The sequence below is a fragment of the uncultured Fluviicola sp. genome (assembly GCF_902168135.1).
GTDB lineage: Bacteria > Bacteroidota > Bacteroidia > Flavobacteriales_D > Crocinitomicaceae > Fluviicola.
Map to the genome: position 1 here is coordinate 238940 of NZ_CABHOL010000017.1, position 22584 is coordinate 261523.

General features: G+C 41.1%; 17 protein-coding genes and 1 pseudogene. 4 read left to right on the forward strand and 14 right to left on the reverse strand.

Features of this window, described 5'->3' with window-relative positions; translation table 11 throughout:
- The 7 genes from QZT69_RS06525 to rlmH are packed head-to-tail and all read right to left on the reverse strand — an operon-like array spanning position 1 to position 6926.
- Complete coding sequence (locus tag QZT69_RS06525; RefSeq protein ID WP_294671981.1) at positions 1–1062, reverse strand: glycosyltransferase; 1062 nt, start codon at positions 1060–1062, stop codon at positions 1–3.
- The gene (locus QZT69_RS06530) at positions 1059–2114 is read right to left on the reverse strand and encodes a glycosyltransferase (RefSeq protein WP_294671984.1); all 1056 of its coding nucleotides are present in this window, start codon (positions 2112–2114) and stop codon (positions 1059–1061) included. Before QZT69_RS06530 ends, QZT69_RS06525 begins: the two co-directional genes overlap by 4 nt.
- Before the next feature lie 12 nt (positions 2115–2126).
- Positions 2127–3347, reverse strand: a complete 1221-nt coding sequence (locus QZT69_RS06535; protein ID WP_294671987.1) for an ABC transporter ATP-binding protein — start codon at positions 3345–3347, stop codon at positions 2127–2129.
- 19 nt (positions 3348–3366) lie between these two features.
- On the reverse strand, positions 3367–4203 hold the full coding sequence (locus tag QZT69_RS06540) for an ABC transporter permease (protein WP_294671990.1): 837 nt from the start codon (positions 4201–4203) through the stop codon (positions 3367–3369).
- 56 nt (positions 4204–4259) lie between these two features.
- The gene (locus QZT69_RS06545) at positions 4260–5105 is read right to left on the reverse strand and encodes an FkbM family methyltransferase (RefSeq protein WP_294671992.1); all 846 of its coding nucleotides are present in this window, start codon (positions 5103–5105) and stop codon (positions 4260–4262) included.
- Positions 5077–6450, reverse strand: coding sequence for a hypothetical protein (locus QZT69_RS06550; RefSeq protein ID WP_294671995.1), 1374 nt, complete (start codon positions 6448–6450; stop codon positions 5077–5079). The genes QZT69_RS06545 and QZT69_RS06550 overlap by 29 nt, the downstream gene beginning before the upstream one ends.
- Before the next feature lie 2 nt (positions 6451–6452).
- Complete coding sequence (gene rlmH, locus QZT69_RS06555) at positions 6453–6926, reverse strand: 23S rRNA (pseudouridine(1915)-N(3))-methyltransferase RlmH (RefSeq protein WP_294671997.1); 474 nt, start codon at positions 6924–6926, stop codon at positions 6453–6455.
- Positions 6927–7099: 173 nt separating this feature from the next.
- On the opposite strand from rlmH, the gene QZT69_RS06560 reads away from it, so the two are divergent.
- Both QZT69_RS06560 and nadC read left to right on the forward strand, forming a co-directional pair.
- Positions 7100–7477: a DUF4783 domain-containing protein gene (locus QZT69_RS06560; protein WP_294671999.1), complete on the forward strand. Its 378-nt coding sequence runs from the start codon at positions 7100–7102 to the stop codon at positions 7475–7477.
- A gap of 54 nt (positions 7478–7531) precedes the next feature.
- A complete protein-coding gene (gene nadC, locus QZT69_RS06565) occupies positions 7532–8365 on the forward strand; it encodes a carboxylating nicotinate-nucleotide diphosphorylase (protein ID WP_294672002.1) in 834 nt (277 codons plus the stop codon).
- Here the strand turns inward: nadC and QZT69_RS06570 are convergent.
- The 7 genes from QZT69_RS06570 to QZT69_RS06600 all read right to left on the reverse strand — a co-directional run bounded on the left by QZT69_RS06570 (position 8362) and on the right by QZT69_RS06600 (position 15920).
- Complete coding sequence (locus QZT69_RS06570) at positions 8362–10434, reverse strand: 7TM diverse intracellular signaling domain-containing protein (protein ID WP_294672005.1); 2073 nt, start codon at positions 10432–10434, stop codon at positions 8362–8364. The genes nadC and QZT69_RS06570 overlap by 4 nt on opposite strands.
- A 101-nt stretch (positions 10435–10535) precedes the next feature.
- A complete protein-coding gene (locus QZT69_RS06575) occupies positions 10536–10910 on the reverse strand; it encodes a hypothetical protein (protein WP_294672007.1) in 375 nt (124 codons plus the stop codon).
- Between the two features lie 5 nt (positions 10911–10915).
- Positions 10916–11527 carry a DEAD/DEAH box helicase gene (locus QZT69_RS06580; protein WP_294672010.1) on the reverse strand — a complete coding sequence of 204 codons (612 nt, stop codon included), beginning with the start codon at positions 11525–11527 and terminating at the stop codon, positions 10916–10918.
- Between the two features lie 18 nt (positions 11528–11545).
- Positions 11546–11977 (reverse strand): hypothetical protein, encoded by a 432-nt coding sequence (locus QZT69_RS06585; protein WP_294672013.1) that lies wholly within the window; start codon positions 11975–11977, stop codon positions 11546–11548.
- A gap of 102 nt (positions 11978–12079) precedes the next feature.
- Positions 12080–14278 carry a M43 family zinc metalloprotease gene (locus QZT69_RS06590; RefSeq protein WP_294672016.1) on the reverse strand — a complete coding sequence of 733 codons (2199 nt, stop codon included), beginning with the start codon at positions 14276–14278 and terminating at the stop codon, positions 12080–12082.
- A 282-nt stretch (positions 14279–14560) separates the two neighbouring features.
- Positions 14561–15301 (reverse strand): geranylgeranylglyceryl/heptaprenylglyceryl phosphate synthase, encoded by a 741-nt coding sequence (locus QZT69_RS06595; RefSeq protein WP_294672019.1) that lies wholly within the window; start codon positions 15299–15301, stop codon positions 14561–14563.
- The gene (locus tag QZT69_RS06600; protein WP_294672022.1) at positions 15285–15920 is read right to left on the reverse strand and encodes a 4'-phosphopantetheinyl transferase superfamily protein; all 636 of its coding nucleotides are present in this window, start codon (positions 15918–15920) and stop codon (positions 15285–15287) included. The genes QZT69_RS06595 and QZT69_RS06600 overlap by 17 nt, the downstream gene beginning before the upstream one ends.
- Positions 15921–16149: 229 nt before the next feature.
- Here QZT69_RS06600 and QZT69_RS06605 point away from each other — a divergent pair, with 229 nt between their 5' ends.
- Both QZT69_RS06605 and QZT69_RS06610 read left to right on the forward strand, forming a co-directional pair.
- On the forward strand, positions 16150–19959 hold the full coding sequence (locus QZT69_RS06605) for a carboxypeptidase regulatory-like domain-containing protein (protein WP_294672025.1): 3810 nt from the start codon (positions 16150–16152) through the stop codon (positions 19957–19959).
- Positions 19960–19979: 20 nt separating this feature from the next.
- A pseudogene (locus QZT69_RS06610) lies at positions 19980–22584 on the forward strand (T9SS C-terminal target domain-containing protein); the annotation flags it as partial.

The following is a 22584-nucleotide window of genomic DNA, read 5'->3' on the forward strand; positions in this document are numbered from 1 at the left end:
TTATGATTTGTTTAAGTTCTTTTTATAGACTTCAGTCAATTGGTTCACAACCACAGCTGAGTCATGGTTTTTTTCTGCATAATCCCTGGATTTTTGTCCCAGTTCGGTGCGTTTCTGAGGATTTTCTACCAAATCCGTCAATGCTTCGCGAAGTTCATCCAAAGATGCAATAATCATCGGGAAGTTTGATGGAAGCGTTTGAATATTCTGAGGCCGGATGTAGCTGATTACCGGTTTACCGAATGCCATGGCCTCGACAGATGCCAACCCGTATTCACCGATGATAAACTGGTCCAGGAAAATATCACATTCGGAAACCTGTTTTAAAACGCTTTCTCTCGTTTCGTTGGTAATGATTTTGTAGGTGCAGAATTTATTTTGGCTCAGCTTTTCAAGTATTTCAATTACCTGGTCCGTTCCTTTTGTATAATGCCGGGAAGACACATGAATCACATGTGGTATCGTTTTGAAAGGATCGGGATATGCCGGTTTGAATTTGCTGATGTCTATGCGGTGCCTGATTACGAAGTACTTTTCAAACAGATCTTTTTGAATAAAAGGGACCAATTCCTGGTAAACCACCGGGACTGCCTTCAATTTGCTAAAAAGTTCCTGCCTGCTTCGCGATTGCATACGAGACTCAAGATGACTGTATTCGTATGATTTGTTCTCATAAACTTTGCGGTAGTATGGATTGTCTTCCATCACAATATCCGGAATTCGAATGTCGGATCCGTGCCATTGAACGATGACCTTCTTTCGGAACAATCTCAGTAGACGAAGATCAGCTGTACGTGGCATGAAAGGTCCCCAGTACCAGTGAATGATATCCGCCCAGAAGAAATTACGGACAAGGAAAAATAGCGTTGAAAAGAAGCGGAAACTAAATACCTTTTTGGGAATGGGATAATAAGTGATTCCTTCTTCTGAAGTGTAGATGTGTTTGTCGCTGAATATGCAACCTCGTGCAATGACATCATCCCGTTTGTTTAACTCACTCACGGTAATGGAAGCCGCTGATGACACGTTATAGGGCAAATGAAGAACTTTGATCTTTTTCATGCCGAATAATAAGGGATTAGTTGAGATGCCACTTTTTCCGGGGTGTGAAATTGCAGATAATATTCCCTTGATCTTTTTCCAATTTCCGGCAATTTTTCAGGGTTGGCAATTAATGCTTCCAGTTGGTCCGGTAAATTATCCGGATTTGAATTGATAATGGGCGGATTACTCACATACTGCAAGAATTCCGGGTGCAGGTAGCAAAGAACGGGTTTCTCCAAAGCCATTGCCTGGATGGCCGCTACTCCATGAAATCCCCAGATAAGCTGGTCAATGTAAATATCACAGTTGTTGATGAGGTGCTGGTATTCTAGGTTGCTCAGGTGTTGAAGTTCCCGGAATCGGACATTCGGGTGTTTTGCACAGATTTTCTCCATCGCTTCCCGGATATAACTGCTTCCTTTGGCAATCGGGGCTGTTGGAGCATGAATGACCAGTATTTCTCCGGATGATTCTGATTTGGTTCCTTTTTCAGCAACTCCGGCATGGAAAACCACTTTATCCGTTTTGAAATAGTTGGGATTCATATAGTGCAGGGTGTCGGGAGTGCCGATCAGTTCGAAACCCAAGTCGGCAAATTTCTGTTGATGCTTGAACGAACAGGACTCGGATTCGTAGCTGTACTCGTAATCCGGATTGGAATAAGTCTTTTTGTAATAAGGATTTGTATCGAAATCCATTTCCGGAATGCGTACTTCGCTGCCGACATAGGTCACAAATTTCTTCTTGTTCCTGGCTACTTTCAGGAAGAGGTGGTTCAGGATCCGTTGTTCGTAGCGTGTGGGAAGCACCAGGTTGGAATAAACATGGATTACATCTGCTTTTTTAACGGAGGCATATAAGCGAAATAATCCTTTGATTGTTTTCCATTTGTAAGCAAAAAAAGAAAGGTCTGAATTCGGGAAAACACAATCTATTTGATCGAAACGGTTATAAACGCTTCTGTTCTGCTCAAAACTGAGTGCCTTTACCTCGATGGAATGAGCTTTAAAACCCGGTACCAATGAGTTGAGGGTCGATGCATAATTCATTCCAAGCAAAAGTACTTTCATAAAGCAAGTTAGTTAGAATGACTGATGCGTAATCTGATAATCGAAATCAGGACGTAATATTCCCGGCAGGTGGCCGCTGTTGCTTCCGATAACCGCATCGTTATCAATTTTAAAGAAGTAGCAGCTATCAATCGCAAAAAGCTGTTCGCGCTGGTCTTTCCCAAAAATCAGTGAAATGGAATATTCACCTGCATTCAGGTAAAATCCGGGCATTTCAAATGCAACGGTGTATTGGCCGGTTTTGGAATCTCTATTGCGGGAAACCAATGCACCTGTATGGAATACGATCACTTCTTCAATGGTCCGGAATTCCATCGTACAGTCGAGATTGATATTTTCCAGCAGGCAGTTGAAAGTAATCTCAAACCGGATTTTTTGAGAAACCGACAGTACATCCTGATTGGGAGTACTTGCTGCAATGGAGATCAATTCAATAGTTTCATTTCGGAAAGGAGCCGAAGTTTCAAATACTTTGAGCAGTGCATTTTCCGAATAATTCATCTGCTGGTAGTAAGAAACCGATTCATCGATGTTCCCGGAAAATTCCAATTGTCCTTTGTTGAGTACCAATCCTCTTGAACAAAGCGATTTAACAGCACCGATGTTGTGTGAGACGAAAAGAACGGTTCTCCCGGATTTGGAGACCTCGCCCATTTTTCCCATGCATTTCTTCTGGAATTCGGCATCTCCGACCGCCAGGACTTCATCGATAATGAGTATTTCATTTTCCAGGAAGGCGGCCACTGCAAATGCCAGTCTCAGCTGCATTCCGGAACTGTAATGTTTTAATGGAGTGTCTAAAAATTGTTCAACACCCGAAAAATCTACGATGGCGTCAAAGTTTTTAAGAATTTCCGCTTTCCGCATTCCAAGGATGGACCCGTTCATGAAAATATTTTCTCTCCCCGTAAGTTCCGCATGAAAACCGGTTCCGACTTCCAGCAAAGAAGCAATCCTGCCGCGCGCGGTTATTTTTCCGGTCGTTGGCGGAGTAATTTGTGAAAGAATCTTTAAAAGCGTGGATTTTCCCGCTCCGTTCTTTCCGATAATCCCGATGCTTTCACCGGCCTGAACCTGGAAAGAAACGTCTTTTAAAGCCCAGAAAGCTTCCTTGCCGTTGCTCCTGCGGAATACCGTTGAAAGTGAGTCGCGCAGACTTAAATAAGGCTGTTGTCCGGATTTGTGGATCAGGTATTTTTTGCTGACAGCATCTATTTCTAAAATCGGCTTCACTTTCAGGTTTTTCAAAAAATTATGCTAAATCGGCAAAATACGCTTCCGTTTTCCGGAAGTAATACAACCCGATCAAAAAGAACACAAGGGTGGAAATACTGCTGTATCCGACAGTCATCCAGTTCAGTTCGTAGTTCCCGAAAATACTTCGGATCAATTCAAGTGCCCCCGCAACCGGATTGAATTGTAAAATGGTTGTTGCGATAGCGTTATTTGAAATGGATACCGGGAACATGATCGGCGAGATAAAGAGCATTCCCTGGATAAAGAACGGGAGCATGTATCTCACATCGCGGTATTTGATATTCAAAGCTGCCAGGAACATTCCGATTCCCAGAGTTGCAAATGAGATCATGATCAGTGCCAATGGCAGATAAAGTAAGTGCAGCCAGTTGACCGGAGCCCCGAAGTATAAAAGTGCTGCGAATAAAAGCCCCAGACTAATCATAAAATCGATGCTTGAGCTGAGAATGGCTGAAAAAGGAATAATCAAACGCGGGAAATAGACCTTTTTGATAATATTCGAATTGTTGACCATGGAATTGGCCGCGTTTGACAAGCCGGAACTGAAAAAACTCCAGATTACCATTCCGCTTAAAGCGAAAAGGGGATAAGGAATGTTCAATTTGGTCATATTGGTAATTGCCGAGCCCAGGAAAAATGTGAAAACAAGTGTCATCAGTACTGGCTGCAGAATGACCCAAAGAAAGCCCAGTACTGTTTGTTTGTATTTGACCTTGATCTCTCTCCAGGTGAAAAAATAAAGCAGTTCCCAATAACTTAAGATCTCTTTAAAACCAAAACTGAATTTGCTTTTGGGCTTTATTTCTAATAGATACTTGTCTTCAGGATACATTTACAAAAATATGTTGCCAATTTACATAAAAATCTGCACTTCGTGTTGCCGAATCGTTAATTCGGGATACAGATCAAATCGGTTTGAACGGGCAGTTCCAGGATTGCATTCAGATCTTCGATTCCTTCTTTCGACTTGATTTTATAGTTCATGTTTTGGAGTTCTTCAAAGATCCCTTTGATATGACCGCCTTGTGCCCGGATGTTTTCCAGGCTGTATTCAAATATTACAACGGGTTTGAACTTTTTGATAGATTGGAGTGCACCTTTTAATACCTGGACCTCAAACCCTTCCACATCGATTTTAATAAAGTCTACCGCAGGAATCCCTTGTTCGGAAATAAATTCATCAAAGGTCGTTATTGCTACTTCAACACTGTTTTGCCTGTCTTCTGTCATGCGGAACCCCCCGCTGTTTGAAGGGCTGTGCTGCATCATGTAAAGCTTTCCTTTTTCTTCTCCCAGACCAAGATTGTAAGCTTTGACCGCGATGTTTTGGTTTAGGGAACTGTTTGTTTTCAGCTTTTCAAAAGTTCTAGGGTATGGCTCAAAAGCATGAATAACTGCGTTCAAGCCTTTCATTTTTTGTTTTTGGGCCATATTGAATGCGGTCTGACCAATATTTGCACCGATGTCAAAAACATGGATTGACTGACCCAGGTATTCCAGTACATGTTCGCTGGAATCGGATTTGCAGTAGAAGAAGATCAGCCATTCCTGGTAATCGCTTATATCGAGTCTGTAATAGATGCCGTTTCTTTTGACATTCCGGATTGTTCCGTTTTTATACAAGGTATTGGAGGGCACGAATTTATAGGTCCAATCTTTAGAACGGAACAGGAGAATGAAGCCAATTAGCAGACTTTCTCCGATTTTATTGGTTAACAGTTTTTTCAGACTCACGAGTTTTTGATTGGTTTAACCACTTTTCGGGGTCAACCCATTTGTAAAGTATTATTAAAAGGAAAAAAGGCATGATCGGGGTTTTTAAGCGGACAAGTGTCCCGAAAAGTCCGGAAGTCAACCCTACGAAATAACCCAAAATTAAAACCAGGAACAAGGCATACAAATAGAAGGCATTATCCCGTAATTCGGTGTTGTTAGCGAGTCCCTGTTTTCGGGATACGAAGAAACGAATGCATAAATAGAGAATAAAGAGGTTCTCCAACCCGTTCAGCAAGATGAAAATTCCGTCGGCTTCCCATAAAAAAGGCCGGAAAAGCGCTGTGATAATTGCCTCGGGAGCAACCAACAGGAGATTGACACCTACAAACTCTTCGATGCTCAGGTAGTACCTTTTTCCGGTATAACCCGCATTATTCAGCATGTCCTTTTGGATTACTTCAGCTGTTTGAAATACAGATTCTGCAGAATATTCCCCGAAGGAGGCTGCACTACTGAAATAATAGGCGATACTTCCTATAGCTAAAGAGATCCCGACAATCCGGGTTAAGAATTTAATGACGAATGATTTGTTCTTGTTGACTTTAAATATCAAAATCATCAATAGGGGAATGACTGTACAGATTACCAGGAAGGGCCTGATCGAATAGAGCAGGTAATAAGATAGAAGCAGGCTGAAGAGAATTCCTGCGAGGGATTTATATTCTTTTCGAATGATTTTAAGAATGCACATTGTCAATACGAATATGGCACAAATTGCAATGGTGTCTTTGATAAGTCCGGTGCACCAAAATGCTACCGAAGGAATGAATAAGCATGCCAGTGCCACGTAGCTGGTTTTTGTAAGCAGGACTTTATTCATGTATCGGAAGAACTTCCATGAAATACTTGCGGATATTACCGAGAAGAACAGGTTGAGCGTCAGGTAACTTCCAAAAGAGAAGAATGACAGGAAATTGGCGATTTTGCAGACAAACCAAGAGTTTGGCTCGGTGTAAATCCAGCTTGGCGGTTTTCCGACCCTGAAAAAATAGTTCGGAATGTAATCCCTTGGCGGGGTAGAAACTAATTCATGCCAGTAAGCCCGGGGGTTGTCGAATAGTAAGAGGTTCAGTTTTTTAGCACCCTGCCAGTAGAAAACAGTATCACCATGCCTTTCATAATAGAGGATATAGACCAGTCCGAACGCCAGCCCCATTCCGATTTTCCAATAGAAATGCATCAGGAAGAAGCGATATTCAGGGTTCTGTTTATTGTTTGCATGAATAACGTGAGCAATGATTATGAAAATCAGCAGCCATCCTACGAATGAAACAATATCAACACTGTCGAAAAACTCAAACATACCTATTGGTGATGATAAGGTTCGTTTCTCAAAATAGTCATTGCACGATATACCTGTTCAATGAAAAACAAGCGGATCATTTGATGGGAAAAAGTCATTCGGGATAATGAGATTTTTCCGTTTGCGCGCTGGTAAACGTCATCACTGAACCCGTAAGGTCCGCCAACAACAAAGAAAATGTGTTTTCCACCACGGTTAAATTGATCCTGGAGGTAGTTGGAAAAATCCAGGGAACTGTATTCCTTGCCTTTTTCATCCAAAAGAATAAGTGTGTCTGCAGCACCTACTTTTTCAAGGATCAATTCTCCTTCACGCTGTTTGACCTGATTTTGGGATAAACTTTTGGCTTGTTTGATGTCCGGAATAATCTGCATTTGGAATGAAATATAATGGCGAAGCCGTTTTAAGTATTCCTGTTCTCCTTCTTCCAGGAATTTCTTTCCCGTTTTGCCAATACAAAGTAGTGTTACCTGCATGCGACGAATATACGAAAATTGTAGTTAGTGCCCCAGGCGAGTTGGAGCGAAGGCCGTTTTTTTAAGTTATTCCTCCGCAGAAAGAAAGATAATCTATGAAAATGGTAGAGAATTAGCGGAATTTCATTTTAGGCATTATATTTGTTGATGCAGGTTCAAATAACAATTGAAATATGGGCTTTATTTTATCACTTATAGCTTCCTTGGTTTTATCTCTTCATACTGTTACGGATGCAAATTTCACGGCTGTGGAACAAGCATTTGGCAGGGAAGATGCAGCTAAAATTGTTTCCTACGGAAAAGACAAGATCCTGCTTCAAATTCAGGGAAGAGAAGGGGTTTATGCTCAATCACAAGCCACTCAATTGTTGAAAGATTTCTTTAACCGGAAACCCGTTTCCAGCTTTCGTTTTACTTTTAAAGGAAAGGAAAGTGATGATTCTCCACTGACTACGGGAATTTATATCTCTAAAAGCGAATCCTTTCGCGTAACCATCAAATGGAAACACATTAATTCCGAGTTGAAGATCGAATCACTCTCTATCGAGTAATTCAAAAGAGCGTTTTTGAATTCGTCATTTTGCATTTTGAATTAACTTTGTTCTATGTTTGACGAGATTATAAAAAACGCCCTTCAGGAAGATTTGGGTGATGGTGACCATTCCTCATTAGCGTGTATTCCTTCCAATGCTTCGGGAATTGCAAAATTATTGGTGAAAGATACCGGGATTCTTGCCGGAGTGGAAGTAGCCAAAAAAGTATGCGAGCTGGTAGATCCGAACCTTGTTTTTGAAGAACTTTTAGCTGACGGAACTTCAGTAAAGCCCGGAGATGTTGCTTTTTATTTGAAAGGAAGTGCCCGTTCCATATTAGCGGCTGAACGTACTTTGTTGAACTTTATGCAGCGCATGTCAGGAATTGCTACGCAGACAAAGAGCTATGTGGATTTATTGGAAGGTACTCAAACCAGGTTGCTCGATACGCGAAAAACAACTCCCGGAGTTCGCTACATGGAAAAATGGGCTGTACGTATCGGGGGAGGGATGAACCACCGTTTTGCGCTGTATGATATGATTATGTTGAAAGACAATCATGTGGATTTTGCGGGTGGAATCAAAGAAGCGATCCTTCGAACGCGGGAATACCTGAAAAGTACCGGAAAATCCCTGAAAGTTGAAATTGAAGTACGCAATATTGCGGAATTGAATCAGGTGCTTGAAACGGGAATGGTTGACCGTATTATGCTGGATAATTTTACTCCCGAGCTGCTCAAAGAAGCCATTGAGATCATTGATAAGCGCTATGAAACAGAAGCTTCCGGTGGAATCACCCGGGAAACGATTCGTTCTTTTGCGGAAACAGGGGTTGACTTTATATCTGTTGGTGCATTAACACACAGTTTTGATAGTTTGGACATGAGCCTGAAAGCAAGCTTTTAGTCCAGGTCTATCAGCATCATGCAGATATCATCCAATTGTTCTTCCGATCCCATCCATCTGAATAAGCTTTGTTCAATTTGCTTCAGGTGATTTTGCGGATTTGCATCGTATTGGTCCAGGACAAGCTTTTTTAATCCCGGTGTTTTAAGTTTTTTACCGGTTTTTTCTCCGAATTGGTCGATACATCCGTCGGAGAATAGTAAGATGCGCTGATTCTTTTCGTAACTCATTTCATGGAGCTCAAAAGCCAGACTGGATTCTGATTTTCCAACGGGTCTTTTTGTTGGTTTAAGAACCTTTATTTCGTCGGAATTTAAGATCCATAGCGGATTATTGGCCCCACAGAATCGCAATATCTGTTTTTCAGCATTGTAGCAGACTACTGAAATGTCCATACCATCTGATAATTCCATCCCATCTGTCGTCAATAAGTAATTTTTCAGGTAGGAACTTACACGGGTCAACAGGTCGGCGGGATCAGCAATTTCCAGTAAGCGACTGGACTCATTGAGAGCGTTCATGCACAAGACACTCATCATTGCTCCCGGAACTCCATGTCCGGTGCAGTCTGCGACAGCGGCAAATTTCCAAACCTCGTCCCCGATGCGGATTCGTTTAACCCAATAGAAATCACCGGCTACAATGTCTTTCGGATAATAGAAAACTTTTAAATTGGGGATCAGGTTCTTGTAATAGGAGTTGCTTGGAAGTAAAGCATTTTGGATGCGTTTTGCATATTGGATACTGCTGGTGATCTCCGCATTTTTCTGTTCCAGCTCATTGCGCTGCTCAATGACTTCCTTCGTTCTCAATTCCACTTCCGCTTCCAATTGGATGTTCAGGTTTTCTTTAAGTTCATTGGCTTCTGCCAGTACAGAGATAGATGCATCGTTCATGATCTTAAATCGCTGCAGGATCCCGAATGTTAAAATGATCATTTCCACCGCAAACCCGATCTGCAAGCCGTTGTCTGCCAGGAAACTGTTTGGTATCACTCCGAAATTCCGCAGCACAAATGCAAAAACAGAAATCTGCAGAATGGAAAATGCGATCAAATAGGATTTGGCAGTGCGGGAACCTGTTCTCAGCGTAACGATCAATGGGTAAATAATGAACAGGTTCAGAATGAGTGTCATTGCGTTGACGGTAACAGCTGAAATATTCATGAATGTCGTTCCCGGAATAAGACTGATTACTACATTGATCAGTAATACTGTCTGGATGAACCGTACAATGGGTTTGATCTTGGGAGTATTGATCTGTAGTTCCAGGTAGCGATAGGTGAAATTCAGGAAGAAAAGAACTCCCAGTGATGCAAAGAAGGGATTGGCCCTGTTTGAAATAAAGTATTGATCTGTCCAGAGCCAGGTTGTACCGAATCCAAGTAAAGACATCTGGAGCAGGGTAAAAGAAGCTCCGTATAGTGTGTAAATGTAGGCGATCCGCTGTCGGAACAGAATACCGATTGCCAGGTTGAGGATAATGATAAAGATCATCACCCCGAAAAGCAGCCCGTAGAATACCTGTTTGTTTCCGTGCTTCACCTGAATGTAAGAACCTTTTTCAAGAGAACTTTGAAAGTAAAACTGTTCTCCGCCATTGTTCACCCGGAATAAAAAACCATTCGTGCTGTGCGGATCAAGGCGGAGCGGAAAGATCAATTCACGGTTTCCGTTGTAGCGCCATGCAAACGGACGTTGGTCGCCTCCCTTCGCAATCGGAACGAATGTACTGTTTCCTATCCGTTTATATACATCTACTTCATCAATGATGGGGTTGCTCAATTTGAGCATGCGGATAAGCCGGGAATCCGAAAGGTTTTTCGTTTCGAAATAGAACCAGACATCTTTCGTTTCAAATCCCAGGTTCACCATCCGGGAATTGATCGGTTTGAATGCTTTTAAATGAGGTTTTATTTCCTGAAGAGTGGATTCCCTGGAAGAGGCAACATAGTATCTCAACTGATCTTCTTCCAGTTTCAGGAAATCATCGTGCTGGGTTATAGAAACCTGGGAGTTCGAGATAAAATGAACAACAGAGAGAAGAAATACAAGGAGATAATTTTTCACCATGCCGGTTTAGTGCAATGTTTCAGTAAATCAAATACGCAAATAGCAATGGATTGGTTTTTGCTAAATTAAAAATATTTTGAATAGTTGTTTGTCTGTAATTAGTTGTCTAACAAGTCGTCTTCTTCGTCCTTGTCTTTCCTGAAAGGGTTGACGAAAAAAGAAAATCCTGTGATGGCAAAACCTGCGATCAAAATATAGGTAAAATACCTTAAATGAAGTGTTTGGAATACGAACCCAATAAAGATGACCAATGATCCGATCCAGAATAAAATATTAAAGTCTTCCCATTTATCTTCCGGGATAAAACGGAATTGGATCAGGCTTAAAAGCAGTCCGGTGCCTCCGAAAACATAGAATCCAACTCGGATTGCACTGGGAATTCCAAAAGTATTCTGAGTGTAAAGTAAGATAGCACATGCCATTCCGAGGACATAACAGACGTTTGAAATGGCTTTTAATTGTTTGGCTATCATATTTTCTATAATTCGGAAGTTTCGTAAAAGGTACAAATATCTTCGCAAAAAGCTTCCAGCCTGTTGTGAGTTCCTTCGGAAAGGAGAATTTTCTGGCATTTAGGAAGGCTCTCCGAGATTCTTCTGATAGTCTGCAGGATCAACGGGTCTTTACAAAGTGTTTCCAGCTGGTCAATAATTACAAGGCTTAACTGATTGATGTGTATGCCGTTTTGATTGTACAATTCCAGGATCCGTTTCGGGTTTCCAATGATGATTTCTGCTCCTTCAAAAATGGCATTGCGCTGCTCGATGATTTTTCCTTTATCATCTGCAATTTCGATGGTAACATCGGTCCGTTTCATTAATAGCTGAAACGATTTCACTTTTTCGCGAGCACTTTCCCAGGAAGGAGTAAACCATAAAACGCGCGGGGAACCTTCCAGCATTTCGGGAGCTCGCATGAATGAAATAAAATGAAGTCCGTCGATTAATTCCTGGTCAATGGAAGTGAAGATTAACTGGTTTTTTCCCTGTTTGGAAAGTTTGATCAGTTTTTCCTGCTTTTCAGTGTAGTGCTCACGGCCAAGTTCTGCAAGTGTATTTTCCAGCCGATTGTTTAATTCTTCAAACTTCATACTGCAAAATAAGGTAAATTATTTTGTTTTCGGACGACTGAGGGTAAAGACGCCGTTGTTTATTTTATAATCCCAGCCGGTAAGTGTTTTGAATAGCTGCACATAGCGAAGGAACAGGATTGATCTTCTATTGGATAAATGATCGTTTTCTGAGACCGGAACAAATTCGATGCTCTGACAATACGGCGTTTGTTCGATAAAATCAAGTATGATAGAAACGACTGTCGCCATAACCCGATAAACATCTCCTGTATTCATAGTTTGATACTCGTCCTGATCTTGGTTCTTAATACTTAGATCGACAATGTAGTTCGTGATCCGGTTATTCTTCTGAACGAATTGTACACTGTAGTCATCGCCATGTGAGTTAACAAAACTGTATTCGCGTATTCCTATGAATGCGGGTCTTTGAAAAGGATAAGGAGTAGCAAATGTAACACGGGTGTTCATAAAGTGAAAATAGTAATTTCCAGTCGAATAGCGTTCCGGCCTGGCATAAAAAAAACCCCGACGATAATGTCGGGGTCTTTTTATATATAAGTTGAATCTTTATTAATAAACAACTACTCGGTGAGTAGATTTTGCAGCTCCCTGAACAGCGTTGAGAATGTAGCATCCTTTTGCAACGTTCATAGGAATGTTTACTGTTTGAACTCCGGAAGAAGCAGGAACCTCAGTAGTTGAGATAATTGCACCTTTTAAATCCATTACAATTAGTTTCATTCCGTTTGCAGCAGTAGGTACTTCAACAGCCAAATCAGAACCTGTAGCAACAGGGTTTGGAGCAATTGAAATTGTAGATAACACACCATTGTCTTCAATTCCTAGTGTTCCGGAAACATTGAAGTTATCGAAATAGAAGTTGGAAGAGAAATCCGATGCGGTAAATTCAATTTTGAATTTGATTTTGTTATCCGCAGCTGTCGGAGTGTGAGTAAAGCTAACTGTTTTCCACTGAAGATCGTTGTTTGGAGTGTAGTCCGTATTTCCAACATATCCGGCAGTAACTAAAGCAGCACCTGTAAGAGATGTTTTTTGAACCCATGTTTTACCACAGTCTCTTGAGTAATAAACGACTAATTTCTCAGTAATATCAGTTGTTGCAGTAGCTTTTGTACCGTAAGCGTAATCAAATGAGATGTTAACATTTGAAGTGCTTCTTAAGTCCAAAGCCGGAGTGATCAAATAATCCTTAGAGTTTGCAAGACGGTCATAGTAATACCAGTCATCAGTAAACATTTGAGCATTTGATACATCTTTCCAGTTATTCAATTTAAAACAAGCAGAGTTTTGTCTTCCACCTGAAGTAACACGTTGGAAAGAAGCGTCATTGTTTTCAGGGTTCAAAGAGATCCAGAAGTTTGCATTCTGGTTAAAATCTTCTGTTCTTGGTCCTGTGTATTCTGCCCAGTCTCCCTGGATGTAAACCATATGGTTGATTGTTTTTGTATCTGAACCAACACTGTTCGAAACAGTTAAGGTAACGTCATACCATCCCGGTGCAGCATAAGTCACCGTAGGGTTTTGACTTGTTGAAGTAGATGGTGTTGCTCCCGGGAAGCTCCATGCCCAAGATGTTACACCGGCTTTCCATGAAGCATCTTTGAAAGCAATCGGGTCGTTTACACAAGCAGACATCACATTTGCGTTCGCTCCTGTGTTACTGATTGCACCATTTACGTCAACGTAAAAATCTGCAAGAGGTGCACATGTAACAGGAGTTGTTGTACTTGTTCCTGTTTCAGCCAGGTTTGCAGCTGTGAATAAATTACTACGGCCACTTGTTTCCTGGTCTAATACGTTATTCATGAAATCTGCCTGTCCTTTTGTAAACATCACCGAACAGTAAGAATAATCCATGTAGTTTTGAGCATTGTCAACCGGATCAAAAGCTCCCCAGTATGAATCAAGTGTTTGTGTATCGTCACATGAGTTCATAGAAAGGTTACAAGAAGTCATACCGATACAGTTAGGAGTATCTTTGATTCCGTCGTCCTGCCCACAGCTAGCTGAGCTTCCAGGATCGTTATCATTCCCCCATGTGTGAGCCAATCCTAACCAGTGACCGATCTCGTGAGTCAAAGCTCTTGAACGTCCCGGAGAACCTGTACCGATACTTCCTACATAGTCGTGAAGGATGATGATACCATCTCTGAAGAAACCTGTTCCGGTAACACCTGTCGGATAGTAAGCATAACCTGCAACTCCTGCAGATCCGATTGTTTTAGTTAACCAAACATTCAGATATTTGTCTCTGTCCCACTGACTTAATTTGGAATAGTCATCTCCCTGGTTTGTGTTGTGGTTGTAAATATGCTCAATACCGTTCGTACAATTTCCCCAAGGGTCTAAAGTAGCTAAACGGAATTCAATGTAAGCATCTCCGATAATTGTATCGAACGGAGCAATCACAATATTCGTGTCAGCATTCATTTTAAGGAAATCCTCATTCAGAATGGTCATTTGATCCTGAATTTGTTGATCTGTTACGTTTTCTACACCATATTCGTGAACAATATGGAAAACAATAGGAATTACACGTACTGTCGTAGATTTTCCGTTAATAACCCGGTTTTCTTTATACCGATTTAGAAGTTTTTTGTAATCTTCCTCCAATCCCGGATTTTCGGCATACAACTTTTTCATTTGTGTATGACTTCCGCAAGTGAAGTGTGTTTCCTGAGCAAATGATTTCCCAGTTGAAATCACCCCAATTAATGAAAATACACCCAAAAGTAATTTTTTGCGCATGTTTAACAATTTAATAGATTCAACATTGTTTTTATCAACTTAATTTACATTTTACTAGAAAATGTGTTTGTGCAAAGCTGCGTCGAACCCGGAGTTTTTTTGGCTTTGTTACTTAATTAATATGCTTGTAATCAGCGGTTTGAATTCCGCGTGAAAGCATATGACTCCTGGTTTTTACAGTTCACAACGGGTAAATATACTTTAATTATTTTTAACAATGAGATTATACAACTGATCATTTAGTGAAGTGTGTTTGATGCTGATTAAACGGTACAGGTTTCTCTAATCTGCTCTAAATGAACTTTTTTGATAAGTTGCTATGTCCAGCAGAAAATCGATATTTTCTTCGATTTTGTTACCTATTACAATCACATTGGCACCTGCGCCTTTATACTGCTCAATTTGTTCTACCGAGCGGATTCCGCCGCCAACAATAATGGGTGTGTCAATTTTCTTCTTCAATTCATCGATCAGTTGAACCGGTACGGATTGAAGTGCACCGCTTCCTGCATCAAAATAAGTTAGTTTTTGTCCCATCAGGTAACCGGCGATTCCTGTTTTTAATGAAATTGAATTGTTTTCACGCGGGATTGGGGTCGTTTGGCTGACATAAGCTACAGAAGTCATTTTTCCACCGTCAATCAGGATATAGGAGGTGGGGATGACCTCAAGGTTCATTTCAAGAACTTCTTCCGCGCAGGATACATGATGACCGATTAAAAAATCCGGATTTCTGCCTGAAATAAGATTCAGGAACAGAAGGGCATCCGCTTGCTCGGAAAGCTGATTACTGGATCCAGGAAACAGGACAATAGGTATGGTGGAATTTTTTTTGAGTTTGGAAACAACGGATTCTACTTCTTTTCGGGTGACCGTGCTTCCCCCTACAAAAAAGAAGTCTACGAGTGCAAATTCCGCTTTTTTGACAAGTTCCAGTAAATGCTCTTCGTTTTTGGTCTTTTCCGGGTCAATCAGCAGTGCCAATTGTCCGATTTTCGATTGAATCTTATTCAGAATGTTCATGTAGTAGTTTTCCGTTACTCGAATTGAAAGTTATTAAAATATTTTTAAAGTTTTCAACATGCAGTTCGTATTCATAAATACCGTCTGTTTTTTGGATACTCCCATAAAATCGCCCGTCCCGTTTATAAACAAGAATATCCTTCTGAAAAAGGAGTTGGTTACGATCGGAAAGCTTGTAAAGACATTCTTTGAATGACCATAGCATAGACATATCTTTTTCATTTTTCTGATCCAGGAATCCTTTTTCGTTTTCGGTAATAAATCGTGGAGATGTTTTGACCGATTTTTCCCGGATTTCTTCGATATCTACCCCGATTAAATGTTCGGTACATTTTGCAATTACCACATGAGAGCTGCAATGTGAAATTGAAATATATCCGACATTTTCGATCTCGGGGGCTCCGGTTGAGTTATACTCAATATTTGCCTCGCCAAACAAATAATGTTTCAGATATCTTGAAGCAGCGAATTCAATTTTCTTTTCAGGATGCCGAATACTTTTCAGTCTTGATTTCTCTTTCGCATTCAAAGCCGATTCATAGGTCTGTAAATCTGAAAAATCAATCTCCATTAAATAAATAGAAACCGCATTTAAATTAATAATAGAAATGGTAGACATCCGGCAAATATAAGTCGGAATCACTGAATACAGGCCATGAACCGCTTTAAAAATTAGTTACAAATCCTTAAAAATAAAGGCTTTTGCGGTTTTGAAAAGTTAACAAAAAGTTAATGGTGATTGATTTGTTACAAAACAGAAAAGTTTTTTAGGAAATGTTAACAAATCGAAAATTACTATATTTACACGCTTTGTTACAATAAAAATGATGTAAAATTAAACTGTACTTATGTTACGTAAACTCAACTTGTTATTTGCAAGTATCTTGTTGACAGTGGCTTACGGGTATTCTCAATCAGGTTTGGGAACAATCCGTGGTAGCGTTGTTGATAAGGACAGCAAGGAGGCTATATACGACTGTATCATAGTCATCAAGCAAAATGGAACAGTTAAGGGGAATACGACTACCGATTTTGACGGTAAATTCCAGCTTAACTCTCTGGCGCCAGGTTCCTACGACGTTGAGATCAGTAATCCGGGTGAAGGTTATCAGCCGACAGCTATTAAAGGAGTTGTCGTGAATGCTGACCGCATTACCTTTCTGGACAATACTGCTCTTGGACTTCCTACCGATGTGAAAGCAATCGATGAAGTCGTGGTTGTAGCCTACAAGGTTCCGTTAATTAATAAAGATGGTGGTCCTTCCGGGGCGACTATTACGCGTGAGGATATCTCACGTCTACCAACCCGTTCTGCAGCAGGTGTTGCAAGTACGGTAGGTGGTGTAACTGAGAATGAAGGAACCGGAGAACTTTCTGTTCGTGGTTCTCGTTCGGATGGTACTTACTTCTTTATTGACGGTATTAAGGTGCGCGGATCTTCTAACTTGCCTAAATCAGCAATTGAAGAGGTGTCAGTAATTACCGGAGGTTTGCCTGCCAACTATGGTGATGCAACCGGTGGTATTATTGCTGTAACAACTCGTGGTCCTTCTGCGAAGTACTTCGGTTCATTGGAAGCAGTAACTTCAGGATTCTACTTTAAAGGGAAAGATCCTAACGGTTATGACGGAAAAGTGATTGGGCTGGATAAGTTCGGATACAACCTGGTTGAAGGGTTGCTTTCCGGGCCGCTTTTGATGAGAAAGGATTCTACAGGTAAGAAAACAAAACCTATCTTAGGTTTCCTGCTTTCTGTTAACTACACGAATGAATTGGACAGCCGTCCTGTAAATGGAGGGACATACCGCATCAAAAAAGAGGCTAGGGATTATTTGTTAGAAAATCCGGTTAGAGCAAGTGCTACTGGTAACGGTACATTCCACAATGCTAATTACCTGAGAGAAAGTGACTTTGAGAAAACAAAATGGAGAATGAACGCAGCTCGTTCAGTACTTTCTGCTTCTGCAAAAATTGATGTGAATACAGGGCCGTCAGTAAACTTGACGTTCGGTGGATCTTTGAACTACAACTTCGGAAGTAATTATAATTACGAGAGTTCATTGTTGAACTTTACAAATTTTGGGGTCTTTAATCAATTGGATTACCGTGTTTACGGACGTTTCACGCAGCGTTTCTCTAATAACAGAGAAGGGTCAAGCTCTAAAGTGAAGTCAGCATTCTACTCCATCATGGTGGATTATTCGAAGACAAAAACTGAAAGTTACGATAGACAGCACAAATACGATTTGTTCAGCTATGGACATGTGGGGAAATTTACAAGATATTATCGCCCTACTTATGAGTTCATTGATGGTGATTACTACCAGACTGCAACTCCTCAGGAATACCTGGTTCAGTTCGAGGCATCCCAAACAAATTCAGCATTGGCTGCAATTACACAGAACTATTTTGATTTGTATAGAGGGAATCCTGTTGGAAATTATGAAACATTATTGGATGTTCAAAACGGACGTGCATTGAGAAATGGTGACGTTCCTACTTCTGTTTACGGAATCTGGAATAACATCGGTACTCCTAATAACGGTTTCAGCAGAGCAGAACAAGATCAGTTCCGTATTACAGGATCAGGATCGGTTAACCTTGGAGATCACTCTCTTTCATTAGGATTCGAATACGAACAACGTTGGGATAGAGGCTGGTCAAGCGGAAATGAAGGACCAATCGGACTTTGGACAACAGCTCGTTTGCTTGCAAACAGCCACCTTACGGAGTTAGATACTATTCCTAGTCAAGTAGAGAATTTCGGTGCTTTTCAACGTTACAGCTATGACCGTATGAATGTCGGTAATGCCGGACAGGAGATTAGAACAGGCCAGGATCTTGACCAAAATGGTGTGATTGGTAACTACTCAGGTCAGGAAGGAAATGACAAACAATCTTTCTTTGATTATAATCTTCGTCAAAAACTAGGATTTAATCCTGCTGGAACGGATTACGTAGTGATTGATCAGTATGATCCAAGTACATTCTCTTTAGATATGTTCTCTCCGGACGAATTGTTTAACCAGGGTAATAACTATGTTAATTACTTCGGTTACGATCACACAGGAAAGAAAGTAAAAGGAAATACGGATATTAATAAGTATTTCAATGAGTTTGATGAAAACGGTAACTACAAACGTTTCATTGGTGCATTCCAACCGGTATACATCGCCGGTTACATCATGGATAAGTTTGCATTCAAAGATATCGTATTCAACGTAGGGGTTCGTGTTGACGTATTCGATGCAAACCAGCCTGTATTGAAAGATAAATACTTAGTATATACTGCTAACAATGTTACTGAAGCAAGAGCTTTGATTGCAACGGATCCTACAAAATACGGAAACATGGTTATTCCGACTTCTATGGGTGACGACTATGTAGTTTATGTTGACGATGTAACGAATCCGACAAGAATTAACGGATTCAGAAACGGAGATCAGTGGTACGATGCAAACGGTATTGCGATTGAGGATCCGAAATTGATCCGTGGAGGTACAGGGATTTCACCTTGGTTGAAAGATCCTGCTGCTGCAACTAATCAAAGAGTGACTGCAGATGCATTTCAGGATTACAAGCCACAAATTAATGTAATGCCTCGTATCGCTTTCTCATTCCCGATTTCAGACGAAGCATCTTTCTTTGCTCACTATGACATCTTAACGAAGCGTCCTACAACAGGTAACCGCTTTAACCCGATTGATTATCAATTCATCGAATCTCGTACAAATACGATTAGCAACCCGGATTTGAAGCCGGAGCAAACGATCGATTATGAGATTGGTTTCCAACAGGTATTATCTAAGACCTCGTCTTTGAAAATCTCTGCTTTCTACCGTGAACAGCGTAACAACGTACAGTTGATTAACGTGTTCGAAGCTTATCCGAACACATACCGTACATTCGGTAACCGTGATTTTGGTACAGTAAAAGGTTTGACAGTTTCTTATGACCTTCGTAGAACAGGAAATGTACGTATGACTGCAGCGTATACCTTACAGTTTGCTGATGGTACAGGTTCTGATGCAACTTCTGCTGCAACATTGCTTACGGGTCTTCAGACAGCAGGTTTACCTAACTTGCGTAGTGTATTCCCTTATTCTTACGATCAGCGTCACACGTTCGCAATTACGTTCGATTACCGTTACGGTGAAGGAGCAGATTACAACGGACCAATGATCGGGGATGCTAAAATTCTTGAGAATACAGGTTTGAACATTATTACAAATATTTACTCTGGTTCTCCTTACACTTCACAAACGGATATTACCGGGGATGCTTTGATTAATCCGAATACTTCTGGTATTACCGGAACAGTAAACGGTTCAAGATTACCTTGGCAGTACCGTTTGGATTTGCAGTTAGACCGTACCTTTGGAATTGATTTTGGAAAAGATGGTAAAAAGAAATCCACATATTTGCAGGTTTATCTTCGCGTTACCAACCTTTTCAATACAATGAACGTTCTAGGTGTTTATAGAGCTACAGGTAACTGGAATGATGATGGATATTTAGCGGCTGCTCAATATCAAACTTCTATCCAGAACCAGTTGGACGAGCAGTCTTTCAGAGATTATTACGCAATGAAAGTGGCAAATCCATTTAATATTAGTGCGCCAAGAACTATTCGCTTAGGAGTTAAGTTTGATTTCTAGGAAAGAAAAAAAATTAAAGTATGAAACGAACATTTAAATACTTATCGCTCGCAATTACGATGTGTTTCATTGGTCAAGCCAGTGCATACAATCATGATTTTGGGAAAGGGAAGTCGGCTGGAAAGCCGAAACCCACGGTAACAGCAAAGGCCGCGAATTGCGCACCTGCGAATTACCGTAAGACTATGGACTTTAACGATGTTAGCTGTCAGCTTGAAACCGGAGGTTTACTCTTCCTGGATCGTGCTAACGGATTGGCAACGTATACCGTTCCAAAAAAGAAAGGAAGTGAAACTGCAGTAACTGTAATCTATGCAGGAGCTCTTTGGATGGGGGGAACTGACGTTAACGGTCAATTAAAATTGGCTGCGGTTAAGTTCCGTGGAGATGGTAATGATTTCTGGCCAGGGCCGCTTACTGCTACCGTTGGAACCGGAAACTTTGATCCGTCCGTACCTCAGGGTGATACCGCAAGACGAGATTTCGGTGATGCCACCGTTGACTCGGATCAGTGTTTGTTGTATGACAACATCTTTACCATTACAAAAGCCGGAGTAATTTTATTTATTACTTACAACAATTGTACAACTGGTGATTGTCCTTCTCCAACAAATGAAACGCTTGCGCAGATCAATGCATGGCCGGGTAACGGTGATGTAGGTCGTGGACAAGATCAGTTTTTGGCACCTTTCTATGATGTGAACAACGATATGTTCTACGAACCTGAAGAAGGAGATTACCCTTGGTATGATGATATCTTAGGTCGTGATGACGTTACTTGTGGAGCTGACAGACGCGTAACTTTGTTTGGTGACGTTACTAACTGGTGGGTATTTAACGATAAAGGAAATATCCATACGGAATCCCAGGGTGAACCTATCGGGATGGAAATTCACGCTCAGGCTTTTGCTTTCGCAACAGATGATGAGATTAACAAAATGACTTTCTATAACTACGAGTTGATTAACCGTGGTACACAAACATTATATGATACTTACTTCTCTCAATATATTGATGCGGATTTAGGTAACTATAATGATGACTATGCAGGATGTGACGTTACACGTGGATTGAGCTATATGTATAATGGTGACTTAAATGATGAACCAAACTCAGGACGACCAGGATTCGGGCAAAACCCTCCTGCAATCGGAGTTGACTTCTTTGAGGGGCCTTACCAGGATGCTGACGGTGTAGATAACCCGGGACCAGTAATGGATACCATTACAAATCAGTGGGTTATTCCAACTGTGGCTGATGCTATCGCAAACAAAGGTATTGTTTACCGTGGTCTGGGTATCGGTTATGGAGATAACATTGCTGATAACGAGCGTTACGGTATGCGTAACTTTACGATCTATACAGGAACAAATGCGCCTGCAGGGCAATCGGATCCAACATCATCTTCTCAGTATTATAACTACATGCAGGGATTATGGCAGTTTGGAGATCAGTTGTACTATGGTGGTACCGGATTCCCTGGTGCACCGTGTGTGGGATCTATCGAGACAAACTATATGTTCCCTGCAAATTCAGATACTTTAAATTGGGCAACAGCAGGTGTTGACCCTGGATTTGACTGGTCAGAATTTGAACCTTGTGGAACAGGATCTACATCAAACCCATCTGGTGACCGTCGTTTCGTTCAGTCTGCTGGACCATTTACATTGCGTCCGGGAGCTGTAAACAACATCACAGTTGGTATCGTGTATGCAAGAAGCTTTGAAGGAGAAATTTTCTCTTCTGTGAATGCATTGAAAACAGCAGATACGAAAGCTCAGGCTTTGTTTGACAACTGTTTCCGAATTTTGGAGCCGCCAAGTGCCCCGGTAATGACGATCCAGGAAATGGGTAATGAGTTGATCATTATGCTGGATAACCCGCAAAACTCTAATAACTATCAGGAGAAGTATATTGAAGAAGATATCGTTGGGATCGTTGATCCGAATGGTGCCGGTGATACTTTGCCAAATGGAAACCCAATCATTTTCGATAAAAACTATCGTTTTGAAGGATACCAAATTTTCCAGTTGAAAGATGCTTCTGTTGGTATTACTGATTTGGATGATCAGACCGTAGCTCGTTTAGTAGCTCAGTGTGACGTTAAGAACGGAGTGAAGCGATTGATTAACTTCGAATTTGATGAGGAGTTAGGTTATTCATTCCCTGTGGAAAAGGTGAAAGGTGCAGATTTGGGTATCCAGCATACGTTCAGAGTAACTGAGGATTTATTTGCTCAGGGTGATCGTAAGTTGGTAAACTTCAAAACTTATTACTACCTGGCAGTTGCATATGGATACAACAACTATAAACCGTATGATCCGACTGATGCACAGTACTTAGACGGACAGAAAAAACCATACCTGCGTTCACGTATTAATGCGGATGGAACTCCATTAGTTGGTATTCCTGCAGTTCCGCACAAGATAGCTCCTGAATTGGGAGGTTCTCAGGCAAACTCAGTTTACGGTCAGACTCCGCGCATCACGCGTTTGGACGGAACCGGAAACGGAGGAAGAGAATTGGAGTTGACATCGGCATCCGAGAATTCGATCGTTGCGAACGGATTCCTGGATAAAGTACAATATGACTACAACGGCGGACCGATCAACGTAAAAGTGGTAG